General features: G+C 66.8%; 22 protein-coding genes and 1 pseudogene. 3 read left to right on the top strand and 20 right to left on the bottom strand.

Going from position 1 to position 25533, the window contains the following annotated elements; genetic code table 11:
• Positions 1–2: 2 nt before the first annotated feature.
• The 4 genes from ACWETB_RS12915 to murA form a co-directional block, all read right to left on the bottom strand.
• Entirely contained in the window at positions 3–404 is a 402-nt protein-coding gene (locus ACWETB_RS12915) for a PDGLE domain-containing protein (protein ID WP_452211468.1), read from the bottom strand.
• Positions 401–1123 carry an energy-coupling factor ABC transporter permease gene (locus tag ACWETB_RS12910; RefSeq protein WP_452211466.1) on the bottom strand — a complete coding sequence of 241 codons (723 nt, stop codon included), beginning with the start codon at positions 1121–1123 and terminating at the stop codon, positions 401–403. Before ACWETB_RS12910 ends, ACWETB_RS12915 begins: the two co-directional genes overlap by 4 nt.
• Positions 1124–1302: 179 nt before the next feature.
• On the bottom strand, positions 1303–1677 hold the full coding sequence (locus tag ACWETB_RS12905) for an ArsR/SmtB family transcription factor (RefSeq protein ID WP_449744553.1): 375 nt from the start codon (positions 1675–1677) through the stop codon (positions 1303–1305).
• Between the two features lie 18 nt (positions 1678–1695).
• The gene (murA, locus tag ACWETB_RS12900; protein ID WP_449744554.1) at positions 1696–2952 is read right to left on the bottom strand and encodes a UDP-N-acetylglucosamine 1-carboxyvinyltransferase; all 1257 of its coding nucleotides are present in this window, start codon (positions 2950–2952) and stop codon (positions 1696–1698) included.
• Between the two features lie 56 nt (positions 2953–3008).
• On the opposite strand from murA, the gene ACWETB_RS12895 reads away from it, so the two are divergent.
• Positions 3009–3614, top strand: a complete 606-nt coding sequence (locus ACWETB_RS12895; RefSeq protein WP_348802447.1) for a cob(I)yrinic acid a,c-diamide adenosyltransferase — start codon at positions 3009–3011, stop codon at positions 3612–3614.
• 28 nt (positions 3615–3642) lie between these two features.
• Here the strand turns inward: ACWETB_RS12895 and ACWETB_RS12890 are convergent, their stop codons facing one another.
• The 16 genes from ACWETB_RS12890 to rpmE all read right to left on the bottom strand — a co-directional run bounded on the left by ACWETB_RS12890 (position 3643) and on the right by rpmE (position 18344).
• Entirely contained in the window at positions 3643–4092 is a 450-nt protein-coding gene (locus tag ACWETB_RS12890) for a DUF2550 domain-containing protein (RefSeq protein WP_348802448.1), read from the bottom strand.
• A 172-nt stretch (positions 4093–4264) separates the two neighbouring features.
• Positions 4265–4645 (bottom strand): F0F1 ATP synthase subunit epsilon, encoded by a 381-nt coding sequence (locus tag ACWETB_RS12885; protein ID WP_348802449.1) that lies wholly within the window; start codon positions 4643–4645, stop codon positions 4265–4267.
• 9 nt (positions 4646–4654) lie between these two features.
• The gene (atpD, locus tag ACWETB_RS12880) at positions 4655–6103 is read right to left on the bottom strand and encodes a F0F1 ATP synthase subunit beta (RefSeq protein ID WP_348802451.1); all 1449 of its coding nucleotides are present in this window, start codon (positions 6101–6103) and stop codon (positions 4655–4657) included.
• A gap of 59 nt (positions 6104–6162) precedes the next feature.
• Positions 6163–7107 (bottom strand): F0F1 ATP synthase subunit gamma, encoded by a 945-nt coding sequence (locus ACWETB_RS12875; protein ID WP_348802452.1) that lies wholly within the window; start codon positions 7105–7107, stop codon positions 6163–6165.
• Positions 7108–7163: 56 nt separating this feature from the next.
• Positions 7164–8792 (bottom strand): F0F1 ATP synthase subunit alpha, encoded by a 1629-nt coding sequence (atpA, locus tag ACWETB_RS12870; RefSeq protein ID WP_348802453.1) that lies wholly within the window; start codon positions 8790–8792, stop codon positions 7164–7166.
• 78 nt (positions 8793–8870) lie between these two features.
• Complete coding sequence (locus ACWETB_RS12865; RefSeq protein WP_348802454.1) at positions 8871–10220, bottom strand: F0F1 ATP synthase subunit B/delta; 1350 nt, start codon at positions 10218–10220, stop codon at positions 8871–8873.
• 1 nt (position 10221) lies between these two features.
• The gene (locus tag ACWETB_RS12860) at positions 10222–10731 is read right to left on the bottom strand and encodes a F0F1 ATP synthase subunit B (RefSeq protein WP_449744556.1); all 510 of its coding nucleotides are present in this window, start codon (positions 10729–10731) and stop codon (positions 10222–10224) included.
• A 58-nt stretch (positions 10732–10789) separates the two neighbouring features.
• On the bottom strand, positions 10790–11056 hold the full coding sequence (locus ACWETB_RS12855) for a F0F1 ATP synthase subunit C (protein ID WP_348810186.1): 267 nt from the start codon (positions 11054–11056) through the stop codon (positions 10790–10792).
• A gap of 134 nt (positions 11057–11190) precedes the next feature.
• A complete protein-coding gene (gene atpB / locus ACWETB_RS12850) occupies positions 11191–11949 on the bottom strand; it encodes a F0F1 ATP synthase subunit A (RefSeq protein WP_348810185.1) in 759 nt (252 codons plus the stop codon).
• Positions 11946–12362: a hypothetical protein gene (locus ACWETB_RS12845; RefSeq protein ID WP_348810184.1), complete on the bottom strand. Its 417-nt coding sequence runs from the start codon at positions 12360–12362 to the stop codon at positions 11946–11948. Before ACWETB_RS12845 ends, atpB begins: the two co-directional genes overlap by 4 nt.
• A gap of 316 nt (positions 12363–12678) precedes the next feature.
• Positions 12679–13920, bottom strand: a complete 1242-nt coding sequence (locus ACWETB_RS12840; RefSeq protein WP_449744557.1) for an MraY family glycosyltransferase — start codon at positions 13918–13920, stop codon at positions 12679–12681.
• Between the two features lie 44 nt (positions 13921–13964).
• On the bottom strand, positions 13965–15173 hold the full coding sequence (locus tag ACWETB_RS12835; RefSeq protein WP_452211459.1) for a serine hydroxymethyltransferase: 1209 nt from the start codon (positions 15171–15173) through the stop codon (positions 13965–13967).
• On the bottom strand, positions 15170–15826 hold the full coding sequence (locus ACWETB_RS12830) for an L-threonylcarbamoyladenylate synthase (protein WP_452211457.1): 657 nt from the start codon (positions 15824–15826) through the stop codon (positions 15170–15172). Before ACWETB_RS12830 ends, ACWETB_RS12835 begins: the two co-directional genes overlap by 4 nt.
• 48 nt (positions 15827–15874) lie before the next feature.
• Positions 15875–16774, bottom strand: coding sequence for a peptide chain release factor N(5)-glutamine methyltransferase (prmC, locus tag ACWETB_RS12825; protein WP_452211456.1), 900 nt, complete (start codon positions 16772–16774; stop codon positions 15875–15877).
• Positions 16771–17877 (bottom strand): peptide chain release factor 1, encoded by a 1107-nt coding sequence (gene prfA, locus ACWETB_RS12820; RefSeq protein WP_449744561.1) that lies wholly within the window; start codon positions 17875–17877, stop codon positions 16771–16773. The genes prmC and prfA overlap by 4 nt, the downstream gene beginning before the upstream one ends.
• A gap of 239 nt (positions 17878–18116) precedes the next feature.
• Complete coding sequence (gene rpmE / locus ACWETB_RS12815; protein WP_449744562.1) at positions 18117–18344, bottom strand: 50S ribosomal protein L31; 228 nt, start codon at positions 18342–18344, stop codon at positions 18117–18119.
• 387 nt (positions 18345–18731) lie between these two features.
• Here rpmE and ACWETB_RS12810 point away from each other — a divergent pair.
• Both ACWETB_RS12810 and ACWETB_RS12805 read left to right on the top strand, forming a co-directional pair.
• Positions 18732–23701, top strand: a pseudogene (locus ACWETB_RS12810) (glutamate synthase-related protein).
• 1 nt (position 23702) lies between these two features.
• The gene (locus ACWETB_RS12805; protein WP_452211454.1) at positions 23703–25517 is read left to right on the top strand and encodes a sulfite reductase subunit alpha; all 1815 of its coding nucleotides are present in this window, start codon (positions 23703–23705) and stop codon (positions 25515–25517) included.
• The last annotated feature ends 16 nt before the right edge of the window (positions 25518–25533 follow it).

The raw sequence follows: 25533 nt of genomic DNA, 5'->3' as shown, positions 1-25533 counted from the left end.
GCTCAGTCCCCGGACGCGGTGGTGGCCGCCCCACCGCGGCGGCGGCGCGCAATCAGCCAGAACAGGCCGCCCGCGATGGCGAGCGTGACCAGCACCCCGATCACGCCGGCGATGCCGTTGGTGTACTCGATTCCGCGGAACGAGTAGTCGGCCAACGGTGACGACGCCATGGCGTGGTCGGTCGCATGCTGGGCGATGCAGGTACCGGTGAGCTCCTCGGAGCCGTTGACCTCGACGGTCTGGCATCCCTGCTGGGTGGCCGAGTCGAGTCCGTCGGGTGAGGAGCTGGCCACATAGGACACGATCCCGGCGATGATCAGCGCCACCACCCCGAAGGCGATGAGAAACGTGCGGCGCCGCACCCGTGGTGCGTGGGTGCGCTCGGTCGACGATGTGGTGCTCATGCCGGGACTCCGATCGCTTGTGCGGGTGCCGGGTTGCGGCGTAGCAGGTAGACCAGGTCCGGGCGCGCCCGGGCGACCGCCATGACGGTGGCGGCGGTGATCAGACCCTCCCCGATCCCGATGAGTACGTGCGTGCCCCACATGTAGACCGCCACCGTGCCCAAGGATGTCGACGCGGCTCCGCCGATCGCATACTCGACGACGAATCCGGTTGCCGCGCACACGGTTCCGCACAGTGCGGAAACGAAGGCCACGATCCCGAGGCCGCCGATGGAGCGTGACCTCGCCGCGATGACCCGGTACAGGATCACCGCCACGCCGTATCCGGCGAAGGTGGAGATCAGCGCCATGTTGGTGATGTTGGCGCCGAGCGCGGTGATCCCGCCGTCGGCGAAGAGCAGGCATTGGACCACCAGCACGATGGCGATACACAGGGCCCCGGTGTACGGCCCGACCAGGATGGCGGCCAGCGCACCACCGAGGAGGTGCCCACTCACCCCCGGCAGGATCGGGAAGTTGATCATCTGGACCGCGAAGATGAAGGCGGCGACCAGACCGGCCATCGGCACGGTCTTCTCATCGAGATCGGTGCGGGCACGCCAGGCGCAGAAGCCGAGGCCGGCAATGGCGATGGCGCCGAACAGGATCGAGGTCTGCGCGTTGATGATGCCGTCGCTCATGTGCATGGCGAGGGTCGTCGTGGACGGGGTGGTGGACATTGAGCGGTGTCCCTTTCGTATCGCTGAGCGTGCACCGACATACCGGCGCGCGATAGGAGGAACGTTAAGACCCACCCCGACATCTGTCTACTTATTCAGATAACGAGGTGCACAGACTATCCGAACGGTCAGGAGTGACCCTGGCCACATCACCGAGCCCCACCCTCGACGACCCGAGGTCACGGATCGAGATGCCGCGCACCGATCCAATGCAGAAGCCGATGGACCGTCTCGTCCTCGAGCCGGTAGCTGACCGAGCGGCCCACCCGGGTGGAGGTCACCCACCCCTGATGACGCAACACCCGAAGTGCTTGCGACACCGCGGTTTCGGTGCGGCCCACCTCCGTCGCGATGTCGCCGACGAAGATCCCGGGCTTGCGGTGCAGCACCAGCAGGATCTCCAGCCGGTGCGGATCGGAGAGCAGGTCGAAACGGGAGGTCCAGGCCGCGATGTCGACGTCACCGGCCCCGTGCCCTTGATGCCCCCCGGGCGCGTGATGTGCCGTATCTCCCTCATCGGCCGGATGCGGATGAGTGTGTGTGCCACCGTCCATGTCGCCACCGTCCACGGTTCAGCCCCGTACCCGCTCGATGATCCCGCCCAGCCGGGTGAGGTTCTCCTCGAACTGCGGGTATCCGCGGTCGATGTGCTCGATGTCGTGGACCTCGGTCACCCCGTCGGCGACCAGACCGGCCAGCACCAGGCCCGCGCCCGCCCGGATGTCGGAGCACCACACGGGTGCGCTGGAGAGTCGCTCGATACCCCGGATGACGGCGTGATGGCCGTCGGTGCGGGCGTCGGCTCCCAGACGCACCATCTCCTCGACGAAGCGGAAGCGGGCCTCGAACACGTTCTCGGTGATCACCGACATCCCGTCGGCGATGGCCGCCAGACCGATCGCCATCGGCTGCAGATCGGTGGGGAATCCGGGGAACGGCAATGTGGACACGTTCACCGCCGCGGGCCTGCCGTCGTGGCGGACGCGGAAGCCGTCGACCATCGTGTCGACCCGGGCCCCGGTGTCGACGAGCTTGTTGAGGACCAGTTGCAGGTGCGCCGGCGCAACGCCCCGCACCGTGACGTCTCCCTGCGTCATGGCGGCCGCGATTCCCCAGGTGGCGCCGACGATCCGGTCACCGATGACCCGATGGGTGGCCGGGTGCAGTCGCTCGACCCCGGTCACGGTGAGGGTGGAGGTACCCGCGCCCTCGATCCGCGCACCCATCTGCTGCAGCATCACACAGAGGTCGACGATCTCCGGCTCACGGGCGGCGTTGTCGATGGTGGTCTGTCCGTCCGCGAGGACCGCGGCCATCAGGATGTTCTCGGTGGCGCCCACCGAGGGGAACTCGAGCGCCACCGGCGCCCCGATGAGGGCGTCGGCCTCGGCGACCACGCAGCCGTGTTCGATGGAACTGTGTGCCCCGAGCGCGCGTAGACCGGCCTGATGCATGTCGAGGGGGCGGGACCCGATGGCGTCTCCGCCGGGCAGCGCGACGACGGCGCGACGGCACCTCGCCATCAACGGCCCCAACACGCACACCGATGCACGGAACTGCTTCACCGCGTCGAAATCGGCGTGGTACTTCGGTTCGGCCGGCGCATCGATGATCACGGTGTCACCGTCGATCGAGACACTCGCCCCGAGGCCACGCAGCACATCTGCCATCAGCGGGACGTCGGCGATCTCGGGCGAATTGGTCAGGGTGGTGGTGCCCTCGGCGAGCAACGCGGCCGCCATCAGTTTGAGCACACTGTTCTTCGCTCCACCGACCGAGACCTCGCCACTCAGCCGGGCTCCCCCGGTCACCAGAAAGCGATCACTCACGACAGACAGCTTATCGGTCGCACGGTGCGATCCCGCGGAGCGCTAGATTTTGACGTATGGCCGTGCACCTCACCCGCATCTACACCCGTACCGGCGACGACGGGACCACCGGGCTCAGCGACTTCTCCCGGGTGTCCAAGACCGATCCACGGGTGATCGCCTACGCCGATTGCGACGAGGCGAACGCGGCGATCGGGGTCGCCCTCGCCGTGGGCGGTGCGGTACCCGAGGAGATCGCCGAGGTGCTACGGACCGTCCAGAACGATCTGTTCGACGCCGGGGCGGACCTGTCCACGCCCGTCGTCGACGATCCGAAGTATCCGCCGCTGCGTATCGAGCAGGACTACATCGACGCGCTGGAGCACTGGTGCGACGCCTTCGGGGAGGATCTGCCGTCGCTGGATTCGTTCATCCTACCCGGCGGCACACCGCTGTCGGCGCTGCTGCATCAGGCCCGGACGGTCACCCGGCGGGCCGAACGTTCCGCGTGGTCCGCGGTGGCGGCCGACCCGGACGCGACGTCGGTGTTGCCGGCGAAATACCTCAACCGGCTCTCGGATCTGTTGTTCATCCTGTCGCGCGTGGCCAACCGACCACCGCATGGCGACGGCGACGTGAAGTGGGTGCCCGGCGGGCAGCGGTCCCGGCCCACGAGCTCCTGAGACTCGAGCTCCTCGGCCGAGGATGCGCTCAGGCGCTGCGGCGCTGTGCGCGTGAGGGACGTCGTGACTCCAGCCACGACTGGAAGGCGGTGACCCCGCCGGCGTCCAAGGCGATCTCGTAGTCGCGGCCGTCGCCGGCGCCGACCGCCTGGTGGACGCGGAGGATGATCATGTCGGCGAGAATGTCCTGCTCGGTACCCACCGCGCGCCGCCGGCCGGCGATCTCGATGGAGCGACGCGGCAGCGTCCGCGACGGACCGGGCCGTAGCGATGACAGACGGAAATACCGCAACGCCTCGTCGCTGTAGTGGACGGTGCCGTGCCGCCACCCCTCGTCGACCGCGGCGGGCAGTTCACGCAGCAGCACCGGGGTACCCCCACGGCGCAACTGACCCACGCGATAGGCCAGCAACCCGCACAGGGCGAGGGCACTGAGCAGCGCAATGCTCAGGATCACCACGACGACCAGTTCCGTCACCCGGGCGCACCTCCTCGGTCCGGCCCCCGTCAGCGGCGATCTCGTAAGGCTGGGACGTGGCTGTGATCGCCCGGGACGCACCCCCAGCATGCCATCTGGCCCGAACACACGACCGGCCACCCTCGTCGGGGTGGCCGGTCGTGTGAGCACTGACGGAATGTCGGTCGCGTGGCTACTTGACCAGATGCTCGGCCGCGGTGAGGCGGGCGTGCGCGTGGTTGTACTCCGCGCTGCCGGGCTCAGCGGCTTCGAGGGCCGCCTTTTCGGCGGCGACATCGACGTCGTCGGCCCATGCGGCGGACTCGGCGAGGATCGTCACCGACTCACCGGTGACCGAGAGGAAGCCACCCTCGATCGCCGCGGCCTTGCGGTCACCGCTCTCCTCGACGATCACCACGAACCCGCCGGGCACCAACTCGCCGAGCAGCGGTTCGTGGTTCGCCAGCACACCGAGTTCACCCACGGTGGTCTGTGCGATCACAAAGGTCGCCTCACCGGAGTAGAGCTCTGCGTCGGCGGAGACCACCTCGACGTGGAAGGACTTGTCAGCCATGTCGATCCGCTACTTTCCGGCGATCTTGGCCGCGGCGGCCTCCACGTCGTCGAGTCCACCGCAGCTGTTGAAGGCCTGCTCGGGCAGGTGATCGAACTCGCCCTTGCACACGCGGTCGAACGCCTCGACGGTGTCGGCGAGCGGCACGACCGAGCCCTTCTGACCGGTGAACTTCTCGGCGACGAGGAAGTTCTGTCCGAGGAACTTCTGGATACGACGGGCACGCTGCACCGTCACCTTGTCCTCTTCGGACAGTTCGTCCATACCGAGAATGGCGATGATGTCCTGCAGTTCCTTGTACTTCTGCAGGATGCGCTTGACCTCGTTGGCGACGCGGAAGTGCTCGTCACCGACGATCGAGGCCTCCAGGATGCGCGAGGTCGAGGTCAGCGGGTCCACGGCCGGGTAGATACCCAGCTGCGAGATCGGACGCGAGAGCTCGGTGGTGGCATCGAGGTGGGCGAAGGTGGTGGCCGGCGCCGGGTCGGTGTAGTCGTCGGCGGGCACGTAGATGGCCTGCAGCGACGTGATCGAACGCCCCTTGGTGGAGGTGATGCGCTCCTGCAGCTCGCCCATCTCGTCGGCCAGCGTCGGCTGGTAACCCACCGCGGACGGCATGCGGCCGAGCAGGGTGGAGACCTCCGAACCGGCCTGGGTGAACCGGAAGATGTTGTCGATGAACAGCAGCACGTCCTGGTGCTTGACGTCGCGGAAGTACTCCGCCATCGTCAGCGCCGACAGCGCCACGCGCATACGGGTGCCCGGCGGCTCGTCCATCTGACCGAACACCAGGGCGGTGTCCTGGAGAACGCCCATCTCCTCCATCTCGAGGTGGAGGTCGGTGCCCTCGCGGGTACGCTCACCGACGCCGGCGAACACCGAGGTGCCCGAGAACTCGCGGGCGATACGGGTGATCATCTCCTGGATCAGAACGGTCTTGCCGACACCGGCACCACCGAACAGGCCGATCTTGCCGCCCTTGACATACGGGGTCAGCAGGTCGATGACCTTGATGCCGGTCTCGAGGATCTCGGTCTTTCCCTCGAGTTCGTCGAAGGCCGGGGGCTTGCGGTGGATGCCCCACTGCTCGCCGTCGCGGCCCAGGCCCGGGCTGTCGAGGCAGTCGCCGAGCGCGTTGAACACGTGGCCCTTGACGACGTCGCCGACGGGCACGCGGATCGGGTATCCGGTGTCGCTGACGGTCGCGCCGCGGACGAGGCCGTCGGTGGGCTGCATGGAGATGGTGCGGACCAGATTGTCACCGAGGTGCTGGGCGACCTCGAGGGTGAGGGTCTTGGCCACCGCCTCCAGGGTCACGTCCGCGTGGAGGGCGTTGAACAGGTCTGGGATCGAGCCCCGCGGGAACTCGACGTCGACCACGGGGCCGATGATGCGGACGATCCGCCCGTCGGCGGACCCCGACTTCCCCGAGGTCGGGGTTTCTGCTACTGCGGTCATGATGAGTGGGTCACTTCCTCTTTGGATCGAAAGTTTCGCGAAGGGGCGAGGCCGACGGTCTAGGTCGCGAGGGCGCTGGAGCCGCCGACGATCTCGCTGATCTCCTGGGTGATCTGGGCCTGGCGGAGCTGATTGGCCTCACGGGAGAGGTTCTTCGACAGCTCCTCGGCGTTGTCGGTGGCCGCCTTCATTGCGGTACGCCGAGCAGCCGACTCCGACGCCGAGGAATCCAGCAGCGCCGCATACACACGGGTGGCGATATAGCGCGGTAACAGCGTCTCGAGGAGGCCTTCGGCACTCGGCTCGAACGTGTAGTTCCGCGACTCGGAGGTGACGCTTCCGGCCTCCGCGTCGCTCGCGTCGACCTCGTCCTCGGTGACCACCAGCGGGGCCATCCGACGGACCTCGGGGGCCTGGGTCAGCATCGACACGAACCGGGTGTACACCAAGTGCAGTTCGTCAACGCCCTCGACCGAGCCGGTGCCGTCCGGGCGCTCGACCTCCACCCCGGAACCGGCGAGGAAGAGATCGACCAGGAACTTGCTGGGCTGCGCCGCGTCGGAGTACTCCGGCGCCTGCGAGAAACCGGTCCAGGCATCCGAGTACTCCGCACCACGGAAGGTGAAGAAGCCGACGCCCTTCTGTCCCATGATGAACAGCACGGGCTCCTTGCCCTCTTCGCGCAGCAGCGCGAGGAGTTCACGGGTGGCCCGCAGAACGTTGGCGTTGTACCCACCGCACATACCACGGTCACTGGTGATCACCAGGACGCCGGCACGCTTCGGATTCTCCCGCTCCTGCAGCAACGGATGATCCAGCGATCCCGCGCTGCTCGCCAGCTCGGAGAGCACCTTGGTCATCTCCGAGGCGTACGGCTTGGCAGCCGCAACCCGGGCCTGTGCCTTGGTGATGCGGGAGGTGGCGATCAGTTCCTGCGCCTTGGTGATCTTCTTGGTCGACTGAACCGACCGGATGCGTGAACGCAGCTCACGAATGCTGGCCACGAGATCTCACCCCTTCCTTGACACGTCGATTGACGTCACTCGTCTGCTGAAAAAGATCACTTGCGGATCTTGATCGCTTCTTGTTCGACGTCCTCGGAATCCATCGCGGCCGCCTCGGCCTCGTTCACGACACGCTTGCCGTCGTGGGTGAGGTAGCTGTTCTTGAACTTGTTGGTCTCGGCGACCAGCGCCTCGGCCTCGTCGTCGGACAGCACCTTGCCACCGGCGATGGAGTCGTAGACCCCGGTCGCGTTGTGGTGCAGGTGGCTGAGCAGCTGGGTCTCGAAGTTGCGGATGTCGTCGACCGGAACCGAGTCGTAGTGGCCCTCACCGCAGAGGTAGATCGAGACGATCTCGTCCTCGACCGAGTAGGGGCTGTACTGGTCCTGCTTGAGCATCTCGACCCAGCGGGCACCGCGCTCGAGCTGCGCCTTCGATGCGTCGTCGAGGTCGGAGGCGAAGGCGGAGAACGCCTCGAGCTCACGGAACTGTGCGAGTTCCAGACGCAGCGAACCGGACACCTTCTTCAGGCCCTTGGTCTGTGCGGCACCACCGACGCGCGACACCGAGGTACCGACGTTGATGGCGGGACGCACACCCTTGTTGAACAGGTCGGACTCGAGGAAGACCTGCCCGTCGGTGATCGAGATGACGTTGGTCGGGATGAACGCGGAAACGTCGTTGGCCTTGGTCTCGATGATCGGCAGACCGGTCATCGAGCCGCCGCCCATCGCGTCGGAGAGCTTCGCACAACGCTCCAGCAGACGCGAGTGCAAGTAGAAGACGTCGCCGGGGTAGGCCTCGCGGCCCGGCGGGCGACGCAGCAGCAGCGAGATGGCGCGGTAGGCCTCGGCCTGCTTGGTCAGGTCGTCGAACACGATCAGGACGTGCTTGCCCTCGTACATCCAGTGCTGACCGATGGCCGATCCGGTGTACGGTGCCAGCCACTTGAAGCCGGCCGAGTCGGACGCGGGAGCGGCGACGATGGTGGTGTACTCCATCGCACCGGCCTCTTCCAGAGCGGTCTTGACGCCCGCGATGGTCGAACCCTTCTGGCCGATCGCGACGTAGATGCAACGGACCTGCTTGTTCTCGTCGCCGGATTCCCAGTTGGCCTTCTGGTTCAGGATGGCGTCGACACACACCGCGGTCTTGCCGGTCTTGCGGTCGCCGATGACCAGCTGACGCTGACCACGGCCGATGGCGGTCATGGCGTCGATGGCCTTGATGCCGGTGGCGAGGGATTCCTCGACCGGCTGACGCTCGAGCACGGTGGCTGCCTGCAGTTCCAGCACGCGCTGGTCCTCGGCCTCGATATCGCCGAGGCCGTCGATCGGGGCGCCGAGCGGGTCGACGACGCGACCGAGGAACTTGTCTCCGACGGGAACCGAGAGGACCTCGCCGGTACGGCTGACCTGCTGGCCCTCTTCCAGGCTCTCGTAGTCACCGAGGATGACCGCGCCGATCTCGTCCTCGTCGAGGTTCAGTGCCACACCGAGCACGCCGCCGGGGAACTGCAGCAGCTCGTTGGCCATCGCGCTGGGCAGGCCACTGACGTGGGCGATGCCGTCCGCGGTATCGGTGATGATGCCGACCTCGTCACGCGAGGCTTCGGCGTCGAACGACGAGACATACTGCTCGATCGCTCCCTTGATCTCGTCTGCTGAGATCGTCAACTCGGCCATGGGTTCTCGTCTTTCTTACTCAGTCCGGGCAAGTGGTTCTTCGGTGGTGGGTGATGGAGTTGTCGGCTGCGCAGCGGATCAGCGCGGCAGGGTCTCGGCCGCCTTCGCCAACCGGGTGGCGATGTCGGCCTCGATCACTTCGTCGCCGACGCCCACACGCAGGCCGCCGATGATCGATTCGTCGACCTCGGTCTGCACCGAGATCGTGCGGTGGTAGATCGACCCCAGCACCGAGGCCAACCGATCGTTCTGTGCGTCGGTGAGCTCGACCGCCGAGATCACATGCGCCACGGTTTCACCGCGTCGCGCCGCAGCCAGTTCGGCCAGGTGCGCGACCGCGTTCTCGGCCGGCTGACCGTGCAGCAGGGCGATGGCGTGCGACAGCAGGTACCACGTGTGCTCGTTGACCTGTCCACCGACGAGCGAGCGCAACAGCTCCACCCGGCCGGGCACCGGACGCTGGAAATCGGCGAGCAGCGAGGCGAGTTCCGGGTTGGCGTCGAGCAGTCGGCCGATGCGGAACAGTTCGTCCTCGGTCTGCTCGATCGTGCCCTCGCGCTCCGCCGAGGTCAGCACGATGAGTGCGTTCTGACGACGCAGCGCGGTGAGGAGATCCACGCTCTGTGACCAGCGCTGTGCGGCAGCGGTGGCCACGGTGTCGACCACAATCGGCGCGACCTTGCCGTCCAGCAGGGTATGCACCAACTGCTTCTTGCCCTCGGGGTTCTCCTCGTCCTCGGTGAGCTTCTTGCGCAGCACCGGGTTCTTGAGCAGGAAGCTGATGACCTGGTACAGGTCCTCCGACGCCGACGTCAACGCCGCCGAGTCGAGATCGGCTGCGGCCGAGTCGAATTCGTGGGCAATGGTGCGAGCGGCGTCGCGGCTGGTGGCATGCAGCGAATGCAGGCCGATCAACTCCGAACTCGGCGGCACCGCCGAGGTCGAATCCTTGCTCGCCATCTGCTCGAGTTCGTCGATCACCCGGTCGATGGTGGCGGTCTGGTTGTCCGCGGTGGCCAGATGCTTGCGGACGATGTCACCCGCCCCGTCGACCGCACTGAGGCCCAGTTCGGACCGCAGCTGACGGACCAGGCTGGTCCGGGCCAGCTCGGCCTGGTTCGTGCCGTGCTCGGAGATCCGCCGGACCTCGGAATCGGCGTAGGCCTTGAGGTCGGACTCGATGGACTCCGCGTCCTGCAGGGCTCCGGCGTGCAATTCCTTGGCCTCGGCGTCCGCCCTCTCGATGGCCCGGTCATGTGCGACCCGGGCATCCTCGGCACGCGCCTTGGCCTCGTCACTGTCGACGAGCTGCTGGCTGATCGCGTCCTTCTGGGAGAGCACCGCCTTCTTCAGCGGGGGCAGCACCCACTTGACGAAGATGCCGACGATGACCAGAAAGCCGACGAGCTGTCCGATGAAGATATCCACGCTAGTTCACCGTCTCTGTCTGCTTGGCCCCTGCATCGGCCGGGGCGACATCGGTTCCCAGGACGCGGCCGGCCAGCGTCGCCGACAGCCGACTCACGTCCTGCTTGGCGGTGGTGACCGCCTTGTCCGCCTCCACCTTCAGATCTGCCGAGATCTTGGCCAGGGCGGCATCGGCCTCCTCGGTGGCCTTGCTCTTGGCCGCCGCCACGTGCTCGTTGCCCTTGGCCCGCGCCTCGTCCCGGATACCCGTGGCGTCGCCACGAGCATCCTTCAGACGAGCCGCGTACTCACGGTCGGCGTCCGCGTAGCTCGCCGCTGCGGCTTTGTTGTCTTCGACCGTCTTGGCCACACGGGCATCGCGCTCGTCGAGCACCTTGAGGATCGGCGGTACGACGAAGGTGCGGATGACGATCAGCACGACGACGAAGATCAGCAGGCACGCGATCAACGTGCCGTTCGGGATGAGGAAGTTGGACGTCCCGGCTTCTTCTTCTGCGGCGAGACTCATCATGATGGGTGTCCCCTATCGGACTAACGAACTTCTGAGGTGGTCGGGCGGACTTCCTGAATCAGGAGGGTGCGCCGTACACCTGAGCCGGGTTGGCGAACACGAACAGCGCCATGAAGGCCAGGTTGATGAAGTACGCGGCCTCGACCAGACCGACGGTGATGAAGAACGGGGTGAACAGACGGCCCTGGGCCTCCGGCTGCCGGGCGATGCCGGCGATGAGCTGGGAACCGGCGATACCGTCACCGATACCGGCACCGATCGCGCCGCCGCCCATGATGAGGCCGCCGCCGATCAATGCGCCCATGCTAACCAGATTCGGATCCATTGAGATCTTTCCTTTCGGGTGGAACTGGCACTCTTGGTTGCCAGGTCTGTGGGTCCGGTCGGCGGGGCCGACCTTCGTTTGTGGGAAGAGATGGTTCGGGTGGTCGGTGCCGGGTCGGCACCGACCGGGTCGTACTAGTGGTGGTCATCCTCCATCGCCTGGCTGAAGTACAGGATGGTCAGCAGGGCGAAGATGAAGGCCTGGATCAAGCCGATGAACAGGTCGAACGACTTCCAGATCGCGTTCGGGAACCACATGATGTAGGCCGGGAACAGCGCGATCAGGGCAACCATGACGCCGCCGGCGAACAGGTTGCCGAAAAGTCGGAGAGACAGCGAGAGCGGCTTGGCGATCTCTTCGATGATGTTGATCGGGGCGAGTCCGGCGGCGTGGCCCTTCACGAGCTTGCCGAGGTGGCGCAGCGGTCCGCGGCGCTTCATGCCTGCGGCGTGGTACCAGCAGAAGACGAAGATCGCCAGGGCGTAGGTGAAGTTCGCATCGCCCGAGGCCGGCTTGATCACTTCGTGGGTGGCCCCCGATTCGGTGCCGTACTGCACCGGCAGAACCGAGAACCAGTTCACGATCAGGATGTAGGTGAACAGCGTGACCGCCAGCGGCAGAACGAACGGGGCGATCTTCATGCCGATCGCGCTCTCGATCTGATTGCGCATCTGGACGGTGATGACCTCGAAGTACAGCTGCACGGTGTTCGGCCGCTTGGAGGTCATCTTGGCCTTGACGAAGAAGGCCATCGCGATGACGATCAGCGCGGCGATCGACGCGGAGATGATCGTGTCGAGGTTCCAGGTCAGTCCCAGCCACTCGACCTCTTGATGGTGGCCGACCTCGATCTTGGCCTCAGCCAGGTACAGCGTGTCAGACGGAGCGGTCATAGCTGCTTACGAAGTCCTTTCATCACCGGAATCACGGTGTTGAGAACCAGGACGACCTGGCCCAGTGCGAGTCCGAACATCACGCCCAGCCCTTCGGGCCGGACCAGGAAGGCCGCCGCGAGTGCGAGCACGGTGATCACACCGAGGCGCATCGCGGAATTCACGGCCAACAGTTTCTTACGGGGGTCGGCTTCCGCGGCGACCCGCGCGACCGCGAGGGTGACCATTTTCGCGTTGACCAGCACGGCGATGACACCGACAGCGAAGAACACCGCGAACAGCGGATGACCCATGTAGATCGAGGCCCCGGCGACGATCAGGGTGAGTGCCGCCGAGATGATTCCCGGTCGCAGGAGGCCCGTCGGGGCAGCCGGGTAATACACGGGAGCCGAATCAGGGGCAGACGTCGTCATTGCCTCTCCTCATCTCTCCTCGTACCCCCGCTCGACGGTGCGAGCCGGGGCAGACAGCATCGAGCGTGACCCTCCGCAGCCGAAAGCTGCCGAGCGTACGCTCCGCGTTTGCAGTGACCCTATCAAGCCGCGTGGCCTGCACCACCAGGGGGTGGGTGGGTCTGGTTGTGTGGCGGTCGGGCCGTCGGGGAGGACGGTTGTCCGATATCCGGGCGCGTTGCGCCCGTGCCTACTACGGGTCATAGTACACGGTCTTTACCATTGGGTTACCTGGCCCCTGCGTCACCGCCCACCTGGCCATTCGGCGGGTACGGGGTCAGTCGGTGCGGCGCGAGCCCGCCACCGGCCCGTGGTGAGCCGTGCGGAGTTCGGCGAAGCGCCGGGACAACCGCGGGGCCATCGTGGCCAGCATCGCGACCACCAGCCCGCCGGCGAACACCGGCGCCACCACCGACATCGGGAAGACCGTGCTCGCGGCCGCCGAGAAGGCCAGCACACCGACCCAGAGGTAGATGATCACCGCCACGCGGCGCTGGGAATGCCCGAGTTCGAGCAGACGATGATGCAGATGCATCTTGTCCGGGGTGTAGAAACCGACGCCGGCCCGGGTACGGCGCACGATCGCCATCAGCATGTCCAACAGCGGGACGAAGATGATCGCGGCGACCAGGATGAGCGGCAACAGCAGGGTCACCACGTCGGCCGGGCCGTAGGCGTAGACCGCGATACGACCGGATGCGCTGGTGGCCGCCGCCGCGAGCATCAGACCGATGAGCATCGCACCCGAATCGCCCATGAAGATCCGGGCGGGCGAGAAATTGTGCGGGAGAAATCCGAGACACGCCCCGGCCAGGGCCACCGAGATCAGCGCCGGCGGGTAATAACTGACGTCTCCCCCGCGATCGGCCAACAGTCCCAGCGAGAACAGGCAGATCGCCGACGCCGCGATCAGCCCCAGACCGGCGGCCAGACCGTCGAGGCCGTCGATGAAGTTGACCGCGTTGATGGTGGTAACGGTGATGGCGACGGTCAGCAGACCGGACTGGAACGGATCGAGGACGACGGTCCCGATACCCCCGAACGGAACCGGGATCTGAATCCAGCTCACCCCCATCACCACCATGACGCCCGCGGCGGTCAGCTGGCCGACGAATTTGGTGAGCGCATCGAGGCCCCACCGGTCGTCGATCGCACCGACGATGACGATCACCGCGCCCGCCGCGATCACCGCACCGATGTCATTGGTGTAGGCGAATCCACGGTTGAGGGCGGGCAGGTTCGCCGCGAGCGCCACCGCCGCCACGATCCCGGCGAACATCCCCAGTCCACCCAGCCGTGGCGTCGGGATCACGTGAACGTCGCGGGCCCGCGGGACCGCCACCGCACCGGCCCGGATCGCGACCACCCGCACCGCAGAGGTGATGAGGTAGGTGATCGCGGCGGCCGACAGACCGACCAGCAGCAACTCTCGGAACGGCACACCCGCGCCGCCGCCGACACCGGGCGCCGCCAGTACCCACGACGCCGCAGTGGTCACACCGGTACCGTCCACGCTCATCGCTGCACACTCATCGCGGGGAGGGGATCTGGCACCCGATCAGGCTACCCGCCGAGCATCGCGGCCACGTCGGCGCGGATCCGGGCGTGTTCACCGGGATCGGACAGGGCGCGCACGCACCAGTCGGCGACCGTGTCCATCATGTCGGCGTCGGCCCCGGCGAGCGTCGCGATCGGGGTACCGATGCGCACCGCGGAACCCTCGGCGACCGGACGCTGATCGAACGGCAACACCGTCTTGTCGACGACGATGCCGGCCTCCTGCAACAGTCGCTGCGCCTCGATCCCGGACAATCCGAGCGACGACACATCGACCACCGCCAGATGGGTGTCCGTGCCGCCGCTGACGATCCGCAACCCCCGCGCGGTCAGACCCCGCGCCAACGCACGCGCATTGGCGACGACCGCGCTCACATGGTCGGCGAACTCCGGCGTCGCCGCCTCCGCGAAGGTCGCGGCCTTCGCCGCGATCGTGTGCACCGACGGGGCGCCCTGGGTGAACGGGAACACCGCCTTGCCCAGCGCCGCGCCGTGCTCGGCCGTCCCGAGGATGACGCCGCCCCGTGGACCGCGCAGCACCTTGTGCGTCACCAGGGTGACGACGTCGGCGTAGGGCACCGGGCTCGGTGCCGCACCGCCGGCCACCAGACCCGCGAGGTGCGCGGCGTCGACCCAGAGGATGCACTCGGCCTCGTCGGCGATCGTGCGCAGGATCTCGAAGTCGAACAACCGCGAGTACGCGGGCGACCCGACGATCAACAACCGGGGGCGATGCAGGAGTGCGAGCTCACGGATCTGGTCGTAGTCGACGAGTTCGTCGGTCACCGACACCGAGTACTGAATCGGATTGAACCAGCGGCCGGAGAAGTTGGCCCGCGAGCCGTGGGTCTGGTGGCCGCCATGATCGAGACGCAACGCGAGCACCGGATCACCGGGCTGCGCGAAGGCCGCGTACACCGCCGATGCGGCCGCGGTGCCCGACAGTGGTTGGACGTTCACATAGTCGGCGCCGAACAGGTCCTTCGCGCGGGCGATCGCGAGCTCCTCGATCTCGTCGACCACCGAACACCCGCCGTGATACCGCGCGCCCGGATATCCCTCCGCGTAGGTATCACCCAACGACGACGCCATGATCTCCCGGACCGCCGGACTCGCGATCGTCTCCCCCGCCACCAGTTGCAGGGTCTGGGCCCGGCGCCGCGACTCCCGTCCGACCAGATCACCGAGTTCGGCGTCGATCGCCGACGAACTCATCGCTGCACCAGTGACGCCGGATCGACGTCGAGAACCTCGGCGACATCGGCCGTGGCCACCGCACCCTCACGCAGGATCCGGGGCGCACGCCCGGTCAGGTCCACGATGGTCGACGCCTGCGCCTTGGGTGCCGGCCCACCGTCGAGATACACCGACACCGCATCGCCGAGTTGCGCTCGCGCGTCGTCGGCCGTCGTCGCCGGCGGGTGACCGGAGGAATTCGCACTCGACACCGCCATCGGCCCCACTTCACGCAGGATCTCGATCGCGATCGGATGCAGCGGCATACGCAACATCACCGTGCCGTCTGTGTCACCGAGATCCCAGGCAAGCGACGGCGCCTGCTCGACCACCAGCGACAACCCTCCCGGCCAGAACGCCTCCACCAGCGCACGGGTCTGGGCGCTGACACCCAGGACCAGCCCGTCGACGGTGTGCCACGAGCCGACGAGCACCGGCACCGGCATGTCACGCCCGCGCCCCTTGGCCGCTAACAATGCCGCAACGGCTTCGGAATCAAATGCGTCACAACCGATTCCGTACAAGGTATCGGTCGGCATGACGATCAGACGGCCGGACTTCGCGGCACCGACCGCGGCGCGGATGCCGCTGGCGCGCTGATCGGGATCGGTGCAGTCGAATACAGAACTCACCGGTTCATCCTTACACGCTCACCACCGGCATCCGGCGAGCGGCCACGATCAATCCGACGTCGGCAATCCCTCGACGCGCCGTGCGGTCACAAAGCGCGGCCGGCCGGCGAGATCGGCATGCGAGGTGATCTCGCCGAAGACGCCCGCGGCGGCAAACGCCCCGACAACACCGGCGGCATGGGAGTCGTCGTGCTCCACACCCACCCACCCACCGGGACGGAGCACGCGGGCAATGACCTCGACCATCGGTCGGATCACCGACAACCCGTCGTCGCCGCCGAATACCGCCATCGCCGGGTCGGCCCGCACCTCGGTGGGCACATCGGCATCCGCCGGAACATACGGCGGATTGCTCACGATCAGATCCACCGGCCCATCCACGGCGGCACACACCGCATCCGGGTCGGTGGCATCGCCCACATGCACCCGAATCCGTCGTGACACCTGGGGGTCGGCGTCAGAGACGTTGCGACGCAACCAGTCCACCGCATCCGGCGACAGTTCGACGGCGTGCACCCGGGCCGCCGGGAACGCCGACGCGGCCGCGATCGCCAACGCGCCACTGCCACTGCACAGGTCGACGACGGTCAGCGGGGCCCGGACATCATCGACCACACCCACCGCCCACTCGAACAACAACTCGGTCTCCGGACGCGGGATGAACACGCCGGGTCCGACGGCGAGATCGAGCGGACCGAACGACGCCGACCCGGTCAGATACTGCAACGGCACCCGCATCGCGCGCCGGTCGATCAGATCCCGAAACCGCTGCGCCGCATCGTCATCGAGATCATCGGCGATCAGTAACCTGCCCCGATCGGTCCGCAGTACATGTGCCAGCAACCATTCGGCATCCGGACGGGGCGAATCCACACCGGCCGCCGCCAAGGTCGCCGTCGCCGCCGACAACACGGCGCGCACCGAACGGTCCGCGCCCACGCCGGTCACTGTGCCTCGAGCCGCGCCTGACGATCGGCGGCCACCAAGGCATCCAGCAGCGCATCCATATCACCGGAGAGCACGGCGTCCAGATTGTTCGCCTTGTACCCGATGCGGTGATCGGTGATCCGATTCTCCGGGAAGTTGTACGTCCGAATCCGTTCCGAACGATCCACCGTCCGGATCTGCGCGGCCCGCCCCTCCGCCGCCGCGGCCTCGGCCTCCTCCTCGGCCGCGGACTGCAACCGAGCCGCAAGCACCTGCATGGCCCGCGCCTTGTTCTGCAACTGCGAACGCTCGTTCTGACACGTCACCACGATCCCGGTGGGCAGATGCGTGATGCGCACCGCCGAATCGGTGGTGTTCACGCCCTGACCGCCCTTGCCCGAGCTCCGGTACACGTCGATCCGCAGATCCGTCTCGTCGATGTGCACCTGCTCCACCTCGTCGGGCTCGGGATAGATCAACACACCCGCGGCCGAGGTATGGATGCGGCCCTGCGATTCGGTGACCGGAACGCGCTGCACCCGATGCACGCCGCCCTCGAACTTCAGCCGCGACCACACCCCATCGCGCGTGGCCTCACGCGACTTGATGGACACGGTGGCCTCCTTGTAGCCGCCCAGATCGGACTCGGTGACACCGAGGACCTGCGCCTTCCACCCATGCCGCTCACAATATTTGAGATACATCCGGACCAGGTCGGCGGCGAACAGCGCCGACTCCTCACCACCGGCACCCGACTTGACCTCCAACACCACATCATCGGCGTCATGCGGGTCACGCGGCGCCAGCAGATCGGTCAACGTCGAATCAAGCTGCGCAACAAGCTCTTCCAGCGCCGGAACCTCCTCGGCGAAGGTCGCGTCATCGGCCGCCAACTCACGCGCCGCAGCCAGATCATCACGAGCCGCCACCAACTTCGCATGTGTCGCCATCACCGGCGCCAACTCCGCGAACCGCTTACCCACCCGCCGAGCAGTCGCCGGATCGTCATGCAACGACGGATCCGCCAACTGCAACTCGAGCCCCGCATGCTCGGCGAGCACATCGTCAATGGCGGAGCTGTGTGTGCCGCCTCCGGCGGCACGTGTGTTTGCGCCTTCAGGCACCGCTCTTCGTCCTCATCACTTCGTCGCTTCGCTCCTCGTTCTTCGTCCTGCATCCCGGCGCGGCGCAACACTCTGTTGTTCTGCGCCGCCTCCGGCGACGCGGGGTGCGTGCGCCCGACTGCACCGCTCTGCCGGTTGGCGACCGCTCCGCGATTACGTGGCCGGCGACACGTCTGCACCCAAAACAAACGACGCCCGGCCGGATGCTGTTGGGCACCGGGCGGGCGTCGTCATGAGGTCTACTTCTCGGCGGCGGCCTTCTTGCGCTTGCCGTAGCGAGCCTCGAACTTGGCGACGCGGCCGCCGGTGTCGAGGATCTTCTGCTTACCCGTGTAGAACGGGTGGCACTGCGAGCAAACTTCGACGTTGATGCGACCGTTGGCAGCGGTGCTGCGGGTCTCGAAGGTGTTGCCGCAGCCGCACACGACGGTGGTCGCGTGGTAATCGGGATGGATTCCCTGCTTCATCTTGGTGTCCCTTTCTGATGGTCGCCGGGTCACCGCCGCGTGTCGGCGGTGTGAACCGGTACCGGACTCGACCGACCAGTATGCCACGCCCTCCGGTCGGTAAGAAATCGGCGAAACCGCCGGTCTACGTCCCAGCGATAATCGCAGCCCTCACCGAAGCCGACTCGGCGATCGGTACTGATCGTCACTGCCCTCAACAGGTCCGACGCGCCATTCATTCCATCCGGCCACCAGGCATTTTAGGACACACTTATATTGGTAAGCCTTAGCTAAGTTATAGTTCCCATGATGTTCGCTTCATCGTCGCAGCGGACATCGCCGACCACCGGTTCGCATGAGCACCGGGCACCACTGGTCCCGACGTGGACCGGGCACGAGAGGGGACGAATGCAGGCCGATCGGCACGGTTCGCAGCAGATGCTGTGGGACCTCAGCGACGAGAAGAGCAGCTGCGGGGTGGGCTTCATCACCCGCAAGGACGGCGTCGAGAAGCACAGCGTCATCGAGAAGGCCCGCGACGCCCTGTGCTCGGTACCGCACCGTGGCGGGATGTCGGCGCTCGGCGTCGGCGACGGCGGTGGCGTCTCCATCGACCTGTCCCAACGGTTCTTCCGCAAGGTCACCGGCCGCCCGACGCTGCGCCTCGGCCAGTTCTGCGTGGGCAACTTCTTCCTCCCCGAGGGCGGCGACGCCGCCGCCAAGGCGGCCCGGCTGATCGAACGCACCATGGCCGACCGCGGATTCACCGTCCTCACCGTGCGTGACGTCCCCGTCGACAACTCGGTGCTGCGTGAGGCCGCCATCGGATTCCAGCTGCCGATCCGCCAATGGGTGTTCGCCGCGCCCGAACCATGCCCCGAACCGGCCGAACTCGACCGCCTCGTCCAACAGGCACTCCTGCACATCGAGGCGATCGGCTTCACCTCCCCCGCCCTCGAAGGCCTGTATCCGCTGTCACTGTCGGCACGCACCCAGGTCCTCAAGGGCCGGCTGTCGTCCCCCGAGGTCATCGACTACTTCGTCGACCTCGGCGACGAGGACCACCGGGTGCACACCCTGTTCTTCCACACCCGCTTCTCCACGAACACCGATCCGCACCCGACGATGGCCCAGCCGTTCCGGTTCCTCGCGCACAACGGTGAACTCAACACCGACAAGAAGAACCGCATCGCACAGGTGACCGCGGCCGCCGCGGCACGCCGCACCATCGTGCGTCCACCCGGCCAGTCCGACTCCAGCCGTCTCGACCAGACGGTGGCCGCACGGGTGATCACCGATCAGGTCGACCTGGTGACCGCGGTGGTCTCGATGATGCCGCCGGCATGGGAGAACGATCCGACGCTGTCCGACCGCGTCCGCGCGATGTTCGAGTACTTCTCGCTCTACGAGGAGAAGAACGACGGCCCCGCCGCCGTCGTCTTCGGCGACGGGACCGTCATCGGCGCCCGACTCGACCGCCTGGGACTACGTCCGCTACGCACCGTGGAAACCGCCACCTACCTGTGTGCCTTCTCCGAGGCCGGCCAGGTGGATTTCGATCCCGACACGGTGATCTCCCGCGGTCGCGTGTCGGCCGGTGGGATGATCTACTACGACCACCGCGAGCATCGCGTCTACACCACCACCGACGCCTACGAAAAGCTCGCTGCTGCACGGGATTACCCAGCGCTTCTGCGTGCGGCGAAGATCGATCTGGGGGCCATCGAGGCCGAAGGCGACGACGCGGACACCTCGGCCGCACTCTCGTCCTCGGAATCGGTGACCGATCATCAGCGCTACCGCGCCTACTACCTGGATCAGGAGAGCTTCCGCTACTTCACCGATCCCATGCTCGCCGACGGCGCCGAACGCGTATCCGCCATGGGGTTCGGCAACGCGATCAACCCGCTGACCAACATCGAACCCAATGTGTCCCGGTTCTTTTCGCAGCGATTCGCCCAGGTGACCAATCCACCCCTGGACAGCATCCGCGAGGCCGACGGCATGACGCTGCGCGTCGCCCTCGGCGCGCGACCGGCGATCAACCGCCGACCCCGACGACACCGCCGGTCGGCAGATCATCCTGCGCACACCGGTACTCACCGACGATGAGCTGACACTGATTCTGCGACAGCATCATTGCCCGGTACGGCGATCAGGCCGCTTTCGCCAAGTGGCGCAAGGCCGCCGAGAAATCGTTGATGAAGACCATGGGCCGGGTCGGCCTGTGCACCGTAGAGAGTTACATCGGCGGCGAGTTCTTCGAACCGGCCTTCCTCGACACCGCAGACCCCGACCTGCATCGGTGGTTCCCCAACCTGCGGGCACCGGTCGGCGGGGTCGGTTTGACAGCGATCGTCGAGGTGACCGGCGCGGCCCATCGCGCCGCGATGACCGATCCGGTTCCGGCCGCCGACACCGACCTCCCCCTGCTCGGCCTTTTCAAGGAACGCGCCGACGGCGGTGGGCACTCCTTCGACACCGCGGCCGTCCGGGGTTACGGCGAGCTGACCGCCGAGAAGATCCATTTCGCCTCGGGCCGAGGTGCATCGGCCGCCGCCGAAAGGGAGGGCATCGCGGACTCGCTGCGTCTGCTGACGCTCTCGACCCTCGCCGACGCCTTCGGCCTGGATTCCCACGTGTACGACGACAGCAGTTACGCCGCGTTGACCCCGGCCGAGATCGACGAGTTCACCATCACCGACGCCTACCGCTCGTTCAGTGCCGAACTCGCCACCACACGTTCACGTCGACCATCGGCGTTGCGCGACATCCTCGGCCTGACACCGCATTCGGAGCCGATCGCCCTCACCGACGTCCAGCCGGCCCACGAGATCACCGCCACCTTCGCCTCCGGCGCGATGAGTCACGGCGACCTCGTCGCGCCCGCTCATGAGGCGGTCGCCCACGGCACCAACATGGCCGGCGGATTGTCCAACAGCGGCGAGGGCGGCGAACACATGTCCCGCTACGGGACGCTGCGCGCCTCCCGCATCAAACAGTTCGCCTCCGGACGCTTCGGCATCTGGGCGGGATACCTGGCCGACCCGATGCTGCAGGAACTCGAGATCAAGATCGGTCAGGGCGCCAAACCCGGTGAAGGAGGCCAGCTTCCGGCACCCAAGGTGACCATCGAGGTCGCCGCGGTGCGCGGCGGCACCCCCGGCGTCGAACTCGTCAGTCCGCCGCCGCATCACGACACCTACTCGATCGAGGACCTCGCCCAGCTGATCCACGACTGCAAGGCCGCGCGCGTGCGGGTCATCGTCAAACTGGTGAGCTCCGAGGGCATCGGCACCATCGCCGTCGGCGTCGCCAAGGCCGGCGCCGACGTCATCAACGTGGCCGGCAACACCGGCGGCACCGGCGCCGCGTCGGTGGCCAGTCTTCGCTACGCGGGCCGGGTTGCCGAGATCGGCCTCGCCGAGGTGCATCAGGCACTCAGTGCGCACGGCTTGCGTCAGAAGGTCGTGCTGCGTGCCTCCGGTGCCCATCAGACCGGACGCGACGTCGTCACCTCGGCATTACTCGGTGCCGACAGCTTCGAATTCGGCACGGCCGCACTGATGATGATCGGCTGTGTGATGGCCAAGAACTGCAACATCAAGTGCCCGGCCGGTCTGACCACCAATCCCGAGGTCTTCGACGGTGACCCACGCGCGATGGCACAGTACCTGCTCAACGTGGCACACGAGGTCCGCGAGATCCTCGCCGACCTCGGCTTGCCGAGCGTCCGGGCCGCGCGCGGACGCACCGACCTGCTCGCGCTCATCGACCATCCCGCGCTCGTCGGTGACATGCGCACCGAGGCACTGCTGGCCCACATCGAGGCGCCGGAGATCGCCCACCCGGTCTATCTCGAACGTGACTATGCCGTCGACGACGCCCTGGGCGCACAGGTGTGGGCGGCCCTCATCGACGACGCGCGTGCCTCGGTCACCACCACCTCGGTGCGGCTGGACAACCGCAACCGCAGTGTCGGAGCACAATTGGCCGTCGACATCGAACGCCGACTCAACCACGAGATCACCGACGTCACCGATATCGCATCGGTACTCGTCGACGATCGTGGCCGACGATTCCTCGACGCGGACACCGTCGTCGTACCCACCACCGGATCGGCCGGCCTGTCCTACGCCGCGTTCTGCAACGACGGCATGCGCCTGGAGCACACCGGCACCGCCAACGACGGCGTCGGTAAGTCGATGTGCGGTGGAACCGTCGTCGTACACTCCCCCGGCGGCGGGTCACCGGCCGTCGGCGGGAACGTCCTGATCGGCAACTTCGCCCTGTTCGGCGCGACCGGAGGTCGACTGTTCGTCGAAGGCGAGGCGGGAGACCGGTTCGCCGTGCGCAACTCCGGCGCAACCGCGGTCGTCGAAGGTCTCGGCGAATTCGGTTGCGAATACATGACCGGTGGGGCCGTCTTCAATCTCGGCGGTTACGGCAACGGCCTCGGCAACGGCATGAGCGGCGGGTTCCTCTACCAGTACGACCCCGCATGCGAACTCGCCGAACGCATCAGCGCCGACTCCGTCATCGTCGGCGCGATCACCGGCGTCGATGATCCATTGGCCCCGATGCACCATCACGCCGCCTTCGCCATGCTTCAGATGCATGCCGAGGCAACGGGTTCGGCCTTGGCGACGCGACTGCTGGAGAACTGGGAGACCGAGCGCCACTACGTCTCCTACGCACTGCCCCGGGCGCTGGTCGCCCATCAGGATGCCGACACCCTCGTGGCGACGATGGGCCCGCGGGCGCTCCTCGACGAACTCGCCGGCGCGATGGCCGCCGATCAGGTGCGGAGACTGAAGCTCGATCTGCGCTCCGGTGGCCCGATCGTCGGCGGAGCCGTTCCCGAGTACGGCCAGACCGACACCGCCGACATGTACCGGCTGCTCGGCGCCTTCACCGTCTTCGAACTCGCCCGTGAGGTCGCCACCGCGAAGCTGCGTAAGGGACGGTCTGCGACGCAGTCGGCGTCGTCGGAGGAGATGGTGGCCCGCTCGGCGCGCAATCTGATCCTCACCGAGGACTACGACCTCCTGACCAGGGTCGGTCGCTACTCGCGAGACATTCTCTCCGACTACGGGTCCGAGCAGCTCGCCGCACTCATCTCCGCCAAGCGGGTTGCCGACTACAAGCAGGCCCTGGCACGACGCAACGTCGCGTCGATGGATGCACCGGCCACCTACGGCTGGATCCTGTACCAGGACCGGCGCAACCTCGAGGCCCTCCGCGAGGCGACGACCGGCGACGGTCCGCGCGCATCCCGGTTGCCGAGCTTCGACGAACTGTTCGCCGCGCGTGCGATCCCCGATGTCGCCGAGGCCATCGCCACCGCCGCCGCTGCCACCCGACCGAAGGTCTCCTGACATGCAATTGCCTTACATTCCCACCGACGTTCCGTTCACCGGTGACCAGAAGGTCTGGCTCGCAGGCTTTCTCGCCGGCCTGAACACCCGGATCGGGATGTCGTCGACGGCTGCCGGGGCCGCACTGCCCGGTGCCGACCCCGCGGCGGGGGCGACCACCGGAATCGGTGTACAGATCGTGTACGGGACCCAGACCGGTACCGCGGAGTACCTTGCCGAGCAACTGCAGCAGCAGGCGCAGGGACAGGGGTTCGTGCCGCAACTGTGCGGCCTCGACGAGCTGGAGATCAGCGATCTGACCGCGGTGCGCCGACTCCTGGTGATCACCTCCACCTACGGTGAGGGCGAGATGCCCGACAATGCCGAGATCTTCTGGCAGGGTCTGGCCGCACCAGACGCACCGCGCCTCGACGGTTTGTTCTTCGGCGTTCTGGCACTGGGTGATTCGATCTACGACGGGTTCTGCCAGGCGGGCAAGAACATCGATACGCGACTCGCCGAACTCGGCGCCACCCGGGTCGTTGATCGCGCCGACTGCGACGTCGACTACGAGGAGCGCGCGGCCGAGTGGATCACGCGGGCCGTCGCCGCCATGGCCGAGGTCGATGCGCGGGAGGCCGGCGCTGCCGTATCCGGCGCCGTGGTTGCTCCGGTCGCTCCGGTCGCGTCGCCGGGTCCCGCGGCACCGGCAGCTCCCGCGTGGGGCCGGAAGAATCCGTACCCCGCCACGATCATCGCCAACACACTCCTGTCCGGACCGGGCTCGGACAAGGAGGTACGCCATCTGGTGATCTCGTTGGGCGACAGCGGAATCGACTACGAACCGGGTGACGGCATCAGCATCGCGCCCACCAACGATCCCGAACTCGTGGAGAAGGTGATCCAACGCCTCGGCGCAACCGGCGAGGAGGTCATCACCGATCGCAAGTCGAGTCGGACCCTGCGTGAGACGCTGACGCGGCACGTCGAGATCTCCACACCGTCGAAGTACCTCGTCGACTACATCGCATCGCGAAGCCAGGACGCGGAGCTCACCCATCTGGCCTCCACCGGCGACAAGGAAGCCCTCGATGCCTGGTTGTGGGGTAAGGACGTTCTCGATCTGCTCGATGTCGACCCCACCCTGACGATCACCGCCGAGGATCTGCTCGCCGAGCTCCGGCCCCTGCAGCACCGTGTGTACTCGATCTCGTCGAGTCCGCGAGCCCACAGCGGCACCGTGCACATCACCATGGCCACGGTGCGCTACCGCTCCGGGGAACGTATGCGTGGCGGTGTCTGCTCGTCCTACCTCGCCGATCGCCGTACCGAGGGCGACGAGATCGATGTGTTCATCACGCCCAACAAGTCGTTCCGGCTGCCCGCGGACGACGTGCGGGTCATCATGGTCGGGCCGGGCACCGGAATCGCCCCGTTCCGGGCGTTCCTGCATGAGCGTCAGAACCGCGGCGCGAGCGGCGCGAACTGGCTGTTCTTCGGCGATCAGCACGGCGCGGATGACTACATCTACGCCGATGAGATCGAACAGTTCGTCACCGACGGTGTCCTCGATCGTGTCGACCTCGCGTTCTCGCGCGATCAGGATCACAAGGTGTATGTGCAGGACCGCATGCGTGAGAACGGTGCCGAGCTGTTCGCGTGGCTCGATTCCGGCGCTCATCTCTACATCTGCGGTGACGCCACCCGGATGGCACGCGACGTCGAAACCGCGCTGATCGAGATCATCGCCGAGCACGGCGGGGTCGATGAGAATGGTGCCGCCGACTACCTCAATCAGCTGAAGAAGGACAAGCGCTACCTGCGCGACGTCTACTAGGAAAGGAAGGGCAACG

It is taken from the genome of Gordonia sp. NPDC003950 (assembly GCF_053605205.1).
Note: the sequence above shows the minus strand (reverse complement) of the source record. Positions and strands in the feature narration are given on the sequence as shown.

Coding starts and splice junctions, on each gene's coding strand:
- rpmE (WP_449744562.1), bottom strand. CDS start 18,344: ATGAAGCAGGGAATCCATCCCGATTACCACGCGACCACCGTCGTGTGC.
- atpB (WP_348810185.1), bottom strand. CDS start 11,949: ATGACCGCTCCGTCTGACACGCTGTACCTGGCTGAGGCCAAGATCGAG.
- ACWETB_RS12840 (WP_449744557.1), bottom strand. CDS start 13,920: ATGAGCGTGGACGGTACCGGTGTGACCACTGCGGCGTCGTGGGTACTG.
- ACWETB_RS12910 (WP_452211466.1), bottom strand. CDS start 1,123: ATGTCCACCACCCCGTCCACGACGACCCTCGCCATGCACATGAGCGAC.
- ACWETB_RS12860 (WP_449744556.1), bottom strand. CDS start 10,731: ATGATGAGTCTCGCCGCAGAAGAAGAAGCCGGGACGTCCAACTTCCTC.
- atpA (WP_348802453.1), bottom strand. CDS start 8,792: ATGGCCGAGTTGACGATCTCAGCAGACGAGATCAAGGGAGCGATCGAG.
- ACWETB_RS12905 (WP_449744553.1), bottom strand. CDS start 1,677: ATGGACGGTGGCACACACACTCATCCGCATCCGGCCGATGAGGGAGAT.
- ACWETB_RS12895 (WP_348802447.1), top strand. CDS start 3,009: ATGGCCGTGCACCTCACCCGCATCTACACCCGTACCGGCGACGACGGG.
- ACWETB_RS12805 (WP_452211454.1), top strand. CDS start 23,703: ATGCAATTGCCTTACATTCCCACCGACGTTCCGTTCACCGGTGACCAG.
- ACWETB_RS12915 (WP_452211468.1), bottom strand. CDS start 404: ATGAGCACCACATCGTCGACCGAGCGCACCCACGCACCACGGGTGCGG.
- ACWETB_RS12845 (WP_348810184.1), bottom strand. CDS start 12,362: ATGACGACGTCTGCCCCTGATTCGGCTCCCGTGTATTACCCGGCTGCC.
- ACWETB_RS12885 (WP_348802449.1), bottom strand. CDS start 4,645: ATGGCTGACAAGTCCTTCCACGTCGAGGTGGTCTCCGCCGACGCAGAG.
- ACWETB_RS12855 (WP_348810186.1), bottom strand. CDS start 11,056: ATGGATCCGAATCTGGTTAGCATGGGCGCATTGATCGGCGGCGGCCTC.
- atpD (WP_348802451.1), bottom strand. CDS start 6,103: ATGACCGCAGTAGCAGAAACCCCGACCTCGGGGAAGTCGGGGTCCGCC.
- ACWETB_RS12835 (WP_452211459.1), bottom strand. CDS start 15,173: ATGAGTTCGTCGGCGATCGACGCCGAACTCGGTGATCTGGTCGGACGG.